General features: G+C 67.6%; 7 protein-coding genes. 1 reads left to right on the top strand and 6 read right to left on the bottom strand.

Features of this window, described 5'->3' with window-relative positions:
- Positions 1-56 precede the first annotated feature (56 nt).
- Positions 57-2,582 carry an ATP-dependent Clp protease ATP-binding subunit gene (locus ABZ208_RS29495; protein WP_328398061.1) on the bottom strand — a complete coding sequence of 842 codons (2,526 nt, stop codon included), beginning with the start codon at positions 2,580-2,582 and terminating at the stop codon, positions 57-59.
- A gap of 432 nt (positions 2,583-3,014) precedes the next feature.
- Here ABZ208_RS29495 and ABZ208_RS29490 point away from each other — a divergent pair, with 432 nt between their 5' ends.
- Positions 3,015-3,605, top strand: a complete 591-nt coding sequence (locus tag ABZ208_RS29490; RefSeq protein ID WP_356912481.1) for an SCO3374 family protein — start codon at positions 3,015-3,017, stop codon at positions 3,603-3,605.
- Here ABZ208_RS29490 and ABZ208_RS29485 read toward each other — a convergent pair.
- The 5 genes from ABZ208_RS29485 to ABZ208_RS29465 all read right to left on the bottom strand — a co-directional run bounded on the left by ABZ208_RS29485 (position 3,584) and on the right by ABZ208_RS29465 (position 5,911).
- Positions 3,584-3,919, bottom strand: a complete 336-nt coding sequence (locus ABZ208_RS29485; protein ID WP_328398065.1) for an Lsr2 family protein — start codon at positions 3,917-3,919, stop codon at positions 3,584-3,586. The genes ABZ208_RS29490 and ABZ208_RS29485 overlap by 22 nt on opposite strands.
- Before the next feature lie 144 nt (positions 3,920-4,063).
- Positions 4,064-4,585 (bottom strand): amino-acid N-acetyltransferase, encoded by a 522-nt coding sequence (locus ABZ208_RS29480; RefSeq protein WP_356912480.1) that lies wholly within the window; start codon positions 4,583-4,585, stop codon positions 4,064-4,066.
- A 9-nt stretch (positions 4,586-4,594) separates the two neighbouring features.
- Positions 4,595-5,038, bottom strand: a complete 444-nt coding sequence (locus tag ABZ208_RS29475; RefSeq protein ID WP_356912479.1) for a BlaI/MecI/CopY family transcriptional regulator — start codon at positions 5,036-5,038, stop codon at positions 4,595-4,597.
- A 100-nt stretch (positions 5,039-5,138) separates the two neighbouring features.
- Positions 5,139-5,312 (bottom strand): hypothetical protein, encoded by a 174-nt coding sequence (locus tag ABZ208_RS29470; protein ID WP_356912478.1) that lies wholly within the window; start codon positions 5,310-5,312, stop codon positions 5,139-5,141.
- A 14-nt stretch (positions 5,313-5,326) separates the two neighbouring features.
- A complete protein-coding gene (locus ABZ208_RS29465) occupies positions 5,327-5,911 on the bottom strand; it encodes a hypothetical protein (RefSeq protein ID WP_356912484.1) in 585 nt (194 codons plus the stop codon).
- Positions 5,912-6,000 lie beyond the last annotated feature (89 nt).

Raw genomic sequence — 6,000 nt, 5'->3', positions numbered from 1 at the left:
CCCCGGCCCGTACGTTTCCGTACGGGCCGGGGCAGCCCCTTTTGACCCTCGGGCGCTTACGCGTCCTTCGACAGGTTCGGACCGGTACCACCGGCCGCCTGCTCGATCGGCGGGACGTCGGGCAGCGCCGACTTCTCCTCGCCGCGGAAGGTGAACTTCTTCTCCTCACCCTCGCCCTCGGTGTCCACGACCACGATGTGACCGGGGCGCAGCTCGCCGAAGAGGATCTTCTCCGACAGCATGTCCTCGATCTCGCGCTGGATCGTCCGGCGCAGCGGCCGGGCGCCCATGACCGGGTCGTAGCCCTTCTTGGCGAGCAGCGACTTGGCGTCCGCGCTGAGCTCGATGCCCATGTCGCGGTCCTTGAGCCGCTCGTCCACCTTGGCGATCATCAGGTCGACGATCTGGATGATGTCTTCCTCGGTGAGCTGGTGGAAGACGACCGTGTCGTCGACACGGTTGAGGAACTCCGGCCGGAAGTGCTGCTTGAGCTCTTCGTTGACCTTCGCCTTCATCCGCTCGTATCCGGTCTTGACGTCGCCCTGGGCGGCGAAGCCCAGGTTGAAGCCCTTGGAGATGTCCCGGGTCCCGAGGTTGGTCGTCATGATGATGACCGTGTTCTTGAAGTCCACGACGCGGCCCTGGGAGTCGGTCAGGCGACCGTCCTCCAGGATCTGCAGAAGGGAATTGAAGATATCGGGGTGGGCCTTCTCCACCTCGTCGAAGAGGACGACGGAGAACGGCTTGCGGCGCACCTTCTCGGTGAGCTGACCGCCCTCTTCGTAACCCACGTATCCGGGGGGCGAACCGAAGAGACGGGAAACCGTGTGCTTCTCGCTGAACTCCGACATGTCGAGGGAGATCAGCGCGTCCTCGTCGCCGAAGAGGAATTCGGCGAGCGTCTTGGAGAGCTCCGTCTTACCGACACCGGACGGACCGGCGAAGATGAACGAGCCACCGGGGCGCTTCGGGTCCTTCAGGCCGGCTCGCGTACGGCGGATCGCCTGCGAAAGGGCCTTGATGGCGTCCTTCTGCCCGATGACGCGCTTGTGGAGCTCGTCCTCCATGCGCAGCAGACGCGAGGACTCCTCCTCGGTCAGCTTGAAGACCGGAATGCCGGTGGCGGTCGCCAGGACCTCGGCGATCAGCTCGCCGTCGACCTCGGCGACGACGTCCATGTCGCCGGCCTTCCATTCCTTCTCGCGCTTGGTCTTCGCGGCCAGCAGCTGCTTCTCCTTGTCACGGAGCGAAGCTGCCTTCTCGAAGTCCTGCGAGTCGATCGCGGACTCCTTGTCACGGCGGACACCGGCGATCTTCTCGTCGAACTCGCGCAGGTCCGGCGGCGCGGTCATCCGGCGGATACGCATCCGGGAGCCGGCCTCGTCGATCAGGTCGATCGCCTTGTCCGGCAGGAAGCGGTCCGAGATGTACCGGTCGGCCAGGGTCGCGGCCTGGACCAGCGCCTCGTCCGTGATGGAGACACGGTGGTGGGCCTCGTAGCGGTCGCGCAGACCCTTGAGGATCTCGATGGTGTGCGGCAGCGACGGCTCCGCGACCTGGATGGGCTGGAAGCGGCGCTCGAGCGCGGCGTCCTTCTCCAGGTGCTTGCGGTACTCGTCCAGCGTGGTGGCGCCGATGGTCTGCAGCTCGCCTCGCGCCAGCATCGGCTTGAGGATCGAGGCCGCGTCGATCGCGCCCTCGGCGGCACCCGCACCCACCAGGGTGTGGAGCTCGTCGATGAACAGGATGATGTCGCCGCGGGTGCGGATCTCCTTGAGGACCTTCTTCAGGCGCTCCTCGAAGTCACCGCGGTAGCGGGAGCCGGCGACCAGCGCACCGAGGTCCAGGGTGTAGAGGTGCTTGTCCTTGAGGGTCTCGGGCACCTCGCCCTTGACGATGGCCTGCGCCAGGCCTTCGACGACCGCCGTCTTACCGACGCCCGGCTCGCCGATGAGGACGGGGTTGTTCTTCGTACGGCGGGACAGCACCTGCATGACCCGCTCGATCTCCTTCTCGCGCCCGATGACCGGGTCGAGCTTGGACTCACGAGCGGCCTGGGTGAGATTCCGGCCGAACTGGTCCAGGACGAGCGAGGTCGAGGGCGTGCCCTCGGCCGGGCCGCCTGCCGTGGCGGCTTCCTTGCCCTGGTATCCGGAGAGCAGCTGGATGACCTGCTGCCGCACCCGGTTGAGATCGGCGCCCAGCTTCACGAGGACCTGGGCGGCGACGCCCTCACCCTCGCGGATCAGGCCGAGCAGGATGTGCTCGGTGCCGATGTAGTTGTGGCCCAGCTGAAGAGCCTCTCGGAGCGACAGCTCCAGGACCTTCTTGGCACGGGGCGTGAAGGGAATGTGACCGGACGGGGCCTGCTGGCCCTGGCCGATGATCTCCTCCACCTGCTGGCGGACCGCCTCGAGCGAAATCCCGAGGCTCTCCAGGGCCTTAGCGGCGACACCCTCACCCTCATGGATAAGGCCCAGGAGGATGTGCTCGGTGCCGATGTAGTTGTGGTTGAGCATCCGGGCTTCTTCCTGAGCCAGGACGACAACCCGCCGCGCGCGGTCGGTGAACCTCTCGAACATCGTTAATCGCTCCTCAGAGCGGTCAGGCAGTAAGGGGTCGGTCCCCTCCCTGTCCTTCCGCAGCTTAGTCCCGCAAGCGGGGACCGCTCATTCCAACTGCCGACACCCGTCTGTGGCCTCCTGACCCCCGAACGCCGACAACTGCTCCAACCCGATGGTGCGAGACGATGTTCCCGCAGGCCAGGCAGTTACCCTCACCATGAGTACGCCGATGGCGAACGTGAGACAGCCCTGCGAGCGTGTCGCCCCTCCCCACTAGGAATGTCTTACCCGTAAGCACGGACAGTCCATGCGGCGCGCACCGGTTCCCTCCGCTACGGGCGAACAACCTTGCGCCCTCGAATGCGCCGGAAGCCCCCCACCCCGGACACGCTGTGCACACATTGATCCACTCTGCGTAACCCTGGAGGTGTCCGACGAGTTCCCGGAGGTATGACCTTCTCCGTCCCGGTTCCCCGTAAGCCCCTCGACGGCATCGGCGCGAGCCGCAGCGAGCTCGGCACGGCGCAGTGGTACGAGCGTGAGCTCGGCTGGCCGACGACGGAGGGCACCCCCGTACAGCTGCTGACCGGGGTGCGATTCGACGCCCTGGAGCTGCCTGCCGAGGCCGGAGCCGCCCTGCTGGGCCGCCCGGAGGCGTCAGGCCCCGTCGCCCTCCGAGGGGCCCGCATGTGGCTCCTGGTGGCCGCGGGGAGCGCGGAGGAGCTGCCCGGCCTGCTCGACTGGCTGGAGTGGGGCGGCGTCGAACTCGATCTCAGCGCCGTCGGAGCCGGCGGGCGGATCACCGCCCCGCCGCCGCCCGGCCGTGCCTGCCCCCGTGGGGCCGCCGTATGGCTGCGCCCCCCCGCACCAGGACGGGAGGCACAGCTTCCGGCTTTCGCCGGACTCGGGGGCATTGGGGGCGCCCCCGGTCTCGTAGGGCTGGTGGACGCGGCGGCGACGGAGTGCCACCGGGTCCGATTGCTGCGTGCGCAGCGCACGAATGCGCGACGGACGAAAACTCAGCCGTTGGCCTTCTCGTAAGCCTCGCGGATCTCCGCGGGAACGCGACCGCGGTCGTTCACGCTGTAACCGTTCGCCTTGGCCCACGCGCGGATTTCGGCAGTGTCCTTGTTGCCGCCCGCAGCCGCGCGGCCCTTGCCGCGGCCGGCAGCAGCGCGGCCGCCGGTACGCCGGCCGTTCTTGGCGTAGGGCTCAAGCAGGCCACGAAGCTTGTCCGCATTGGCGGTGGTGAGGTCGATCTCGTAGGTCTTGCCGTCCAGAGCGAACGTCACCGTCTCGTCCGCCTCGCCGCCGTCGAGGTCGTCGACAAGAAGGACCTGAACCTTCTGCGCCACCGGATTTCCTTTCATCGAAAATGCAGTACGCGGAAAGGAAACCGCTTTTCCCTGGAAAACACAAACCCTTGGCAGAGGTTCAGAACCCCGAGAGGACGGGAAACGTGCGCGATTCGGACATAGGGTTCCGTCTTCTCGGGGTGATCACAGGTGCAGAAGCATCCGGCTGTTGCCCAAGGTGTTCGGCTTCACTCGTTCGAGCCCGAGGAACTCGGCGACACCCTCGTCATAGGAACGCAGCAGCTCGCTGTAGACATCCGACTCGACCGGCGCCTCCCCGATCTCGACGAAGCCGTGCTTGCCGAAGAAGTCGACTTCGAAGGTGAGGCAGAAAACCCTGCGGACTCCGAGCCAGCGGGCGGTACGCAGCAGTTTGTCCAGCACCTGATGACCGATGCCGGTCCCCTTGAAGGCCGGATCCACGGCAAGGGTGCGCACTTCGGCGAGGTCTTCCCACATGACATGCAGAGCGCCGCAGCCGACAACGCGGGCGTCCTCGTCGCGTTCGGCGACCCAGAACTCCTGGATGGCTTCGTAAAGCGTGACCGTCGCTTTGTCGAGCAGGATGCCTTCACTCACGTACGGGTCGACGAGCCGGCGGACCTCCGGCACATCGCTGGTCCTGGCCCGCCGGACGGTGAGGGCATTTGCCGCGTCATAAGACATGGAAGGACGCTATCGCTCCGCGTCCGCCCCGCCCTCGTCGGCCCGCTCCTGTCCGGTGCCGCCGGACTCGGCGGCATCCGGGTCGTCGCCGATGTCGCCCTCGACCATGCGGACGGCGGCTTGCAGGGCCTCTCGCTGTTCCGGGGACATCATGCCGAAGAAGGCGACAAGCGCGGCCGCGGGGTTGTCGCTCTGCGACCAGGCTTCGTTCATCAGTGCTGCCGAGTAGGCGGCGCGGGTGGAGACCGCGGTATATCGATAGGCGCGGCCCTCGACTTCCCTGCGCACCCAGCCCTTCTGATGGAGATTGTCCATTACCGTCATGACGGTGGTGTAGGCGATGGACCGTTCCTGCTGAAGGTCTTCCAGGACTTCCCGGACCGTGACCGGCCGGTTCCATTGCCAGACGCGTGTCATGACGGCGTCTTCGAGCTCTCCCAATTGGCGGGGCACATCGCCACCATAGTGGGAGATCTCGTAACGACTGGCTATTGACGTAACAAAAAGGACGTACGGCAAGGGCCTGCCGTACGTCCTCGGACGGGTGGTTGCGTCAGGTGTCCCGGCGGGACTGCCGGGCGGCCTCCGCGCCCGCGAGGGCCGCGTCCACGACGGCGTCCTCCTTGGCCTTGTTCGGGCCGCCCTGGCTCTTGACGATCGTCACGACGAGGCCGATGAAGAAGGCGGCCATCACCACCGGGGGCACGAGCGCGGATACGTAGTCCATGGCTCCCAGAGTAGCTATCCCGCGGCGAGCTGCTCCGGCGGGGGCACGGGCTTGCGGCGGGGCGGAAAGACCTCCGACGGCTTGGGCACCGGCGGTGGTTTGGGCTGCGGATCCTGCGCGGGCTTGGGGGCCGGTGCGGGCTTGGGCTTCTGCTCGTCGGCGGCGCGACCTCCGGGGAGCGCGTGGAGGCGCACGCGGGCCGGAGCGGCAACCGGGGCCGCAGGTGTCCGGCTCGCGAGCCGCGCCCGCACGGACTCCTCCGCGAGGCTCTGGCACCGGCGCAGCACGGCTGCGCCGGCCGGGGTGCCGCGCAGGGTGCGCAGCGCCGCCAGATCCTCCGGACGGGGGTCGTAGCCGGTGGCGAGGGCGTCCTGGAGCAGCTCCAGGTACCCGGCGGCGGCTCCGGGCAGCGCGGCGCGGTAGCGGGCCAGGTCCGCGAAGAGGAACGTACGCAGGCGACCGGCCTCACGGGCAGCCTCGTCGACGGAGTCGGCCAGGCGTAGACACTGCCTGACCTCCTCGTCGGCCAGAGGAACGGGATGGAGGGCGGCTGCGAGGGCGCGTCGGAGCACACGCAGCTCCTCTGCGCCGAACGCCATGCCGCCACGGGGTCCGAATGGCGTGGGCATGCGCCGACCATACGTGCTACATGGACAAAATCGGCTTAACACCCATTTCTCCGGCGCGC

It is taken from the genome of Streptomyces sp. NPDC006208 (genome assembly GCF_040613775.1).
Lineage (GTDB): Bacteria > Actinomycetota > Actinomycetes > Streptomycetales > Streptomycetaceae > Streptomyces.
The sequence above is the reverse complement of the archived record's forward strand: the minus strand, read 5'-3'. Positions and strand labels throughout refer to the sequence as shown.

Excerpts from the sequence above, each read along its gene's own strand:
- ABZ208_RS29495 (WP_328398061.1), bottom strand. The coding sequence starts at position 2,582 with ATGTTCGAGAGGTTCACCGACCGCGCGCGGCGGGTTGTCGTCCTGGCT.
- ABZ208_RS29490 (WP_356912481.1), top strand. The coding sequence starts at position 3,015 with ATGACCTTCTCCGTCCCGGTTCCCCGTAAGCCCCTCGACGGCATCGGC.
- ABZ208_RS29480 (WP_356912480.1), bottom strand. The coding sequence starts at position 4,585 with ATGTCTTATGACGCGGCAAATGCCCTCACCGTCCGGCGGGCCAGGACC.
- ABZ208_RS29470 (WP_356912478.1), bottom strand. The coding sequence starts at position 5,312 with ATGGACTACGTATCCGCGCTCGTGCCCCCGGTGGTGATGGCCGCCTTC.
- ABZ208_RS29465 (WP_356912484.1), bottom strand. The coding sequence starts at position 5,911 with ATGGCGTTCGGCGCAGAGGAGCTGCGTGTGCTCCGACGCGCCCTCGCA.